The organism is Hyphobacterium marinum (assembly GCF_036330325.1).
GTDB classification, from domain to species: Bacteria; Pseudomonadota; Alphaproteobacteria; order Caulobacterales; family Maricaulaceae; genus Hyphobacterium; species Hyphobacterium marinum.
In genome coordinates this window covers 1-1,247 of record NZ_JAZDRO010000012.1, presented here as the reverse complement: position 1 = coordinate 1,247, position 1,247 = coordinate 1, and the positions used below count along the sequence as shown (strand labels likewise).

Below are 1,247 nucleotides of genomic sequence, written 5' to 3'. Positions count from 1 at the left end.
CAAAATACCAGCCCTCGTCAGCCTGCGCGACGGACGGTACCGTCAGAAAGGCTCCGGCTGCGGCGGCTATTAAAAGCCGTTTCTTCATCTTTCCCTCCAATGAAACGCTCCGGCCCGACGGGACCGAAGCGCTTCTGTTGTATTTACCGATACTGGCCACGCCTGACTAGCAGCCGCGGTATTCGCCATTGCGCCAATAGGTACATCCATTGCCGCGATTGATATAGTAATAACGGTCAGCACGCTGATCGTAGTACAGTTCCGAGTGGCGGTCGTTGTTCTGGCTCCACGGGCAGCGATTGTCCTGCTCGCAGCCAACAGCCGCACCACCCGCTGCACCCACGGCCGCACCGATCAGGGCACCGGTCTGCGCATCGCCGGATCCGGTATTGTTACCGATCACGGCACCGGCAGCGGCACCAAGCGCGGCACCGGCAGCGGCGTTGCGGGTGGTGTTCTCGTAACCGGCACAGGCGGTCAGAGCGACGGCCGGGGCCAGTGTGGCGATCATCATAAGACGACGCATGGGGAGTCTCCTGTTCAACACGAGTTACCCCGGTCAAACGCTGGCCTCCCCGGCAAGGTTCCGGATCGTCACATACTGGCGCGTGTGAAAGACAGTTGCCGTTGCCCCCGGAACACAGCCCGATTTGACGGCAGGGCCGGGACCGTGACCTATTGGCTGACCGTTCCGTCAAGGAACCCTATTCCGGGATACACACGTCATGCTGGAGACTCTGAATGGTTATCTGACGCTCGACTACGTGCCGTTGGGCGATGTCGCCATTCGTCTCTGCCTCGCGGCGGCCTTCGGGGCCGTGATCGGCATCGAGCGCTCCTGGAAGCACAAGCCGCTGGGCATGCGCCCCTTTGTATTGATTGCAACCGGTGCCTGTCTGGCGGTGCTGGCGACGATGGAAATCGCCTACACCGGCTCGCGCGATGAGCTCCTCACCATAGATCCGGCCAAGGTCATTGGCGGGATTCTCGGCGGGATCGGCTTTCTGGGCGGGGCCGCCCTGTTCCGGAATGACAACAACACGGTCCGCGGTGCGGCGACTGCGGCCTCGATCTGGATGACAGGCGGTGTCGGCGTCGCCTGCGGTGCCGGTTTTGTTGTTCCCGCAGTGATCGCGGTGTTGATCGGCTTGCTGACGCTCTTCCTGGGCCCGGTGCGCGACAAGTTCGACCGTGACAGCGATCCCTCCTGACAGAAAAGCGGCGCGCCCGTCGGGACGCGCCGCCAA

The 1,247-nt window shown here is 62.6% G+C and carries 2 protein-coding genes; one reads left to right on the top strand and one right to left on the bottom strand.

Annotation, left to right across the window (positions count from 1 at the left end; translation table 11 throughout):
- Positions 1-166 precede the first annotated feature (166 nt).
- A complete protein-coding gene (locus V0U35_RS13945; protein ID WP_330197385.1) occupies positions 167-526 on the bottom strand; it encodes a YMGG-like glycine zipper-containing protein in 360 nt (119 codons plus the stop codon).
- A gap of 199 nt (positions 527-725) precedes the next feature.
- On the opposite strand from V0U35_RS13945, the gene V0U35_RS13940 reads away from it, so the two are divergent.
- Positions 726-1,211, top strand: a complete 486-nt coding sequence (locus V0U35_RS13940) for an MgtC/SapB family protein (protein WP_330197383.1) — start codon at positions 726-728, stop codon at positions 1,209-1,211.
- The last annotated feature ends 36 nt before the right edge of the window (positions 1,212-1,247 follow it).

Coding starts and splice junctions, on each gene's coding strand:
- V0U35_RS13945 (WP_330197385.1), bottom strand. CDS start 526: ATGCGTCGTCTTATGATGATCGCCACACTGGCCCCGGCCGTCGCTCTG.
- V0U35_RS13940 (WP_330197383.1), top strand. CDS start 726: ATGCTGGAGACTCTGAATGGTTATCTGACGCTCGACTACGTGCCGTTG.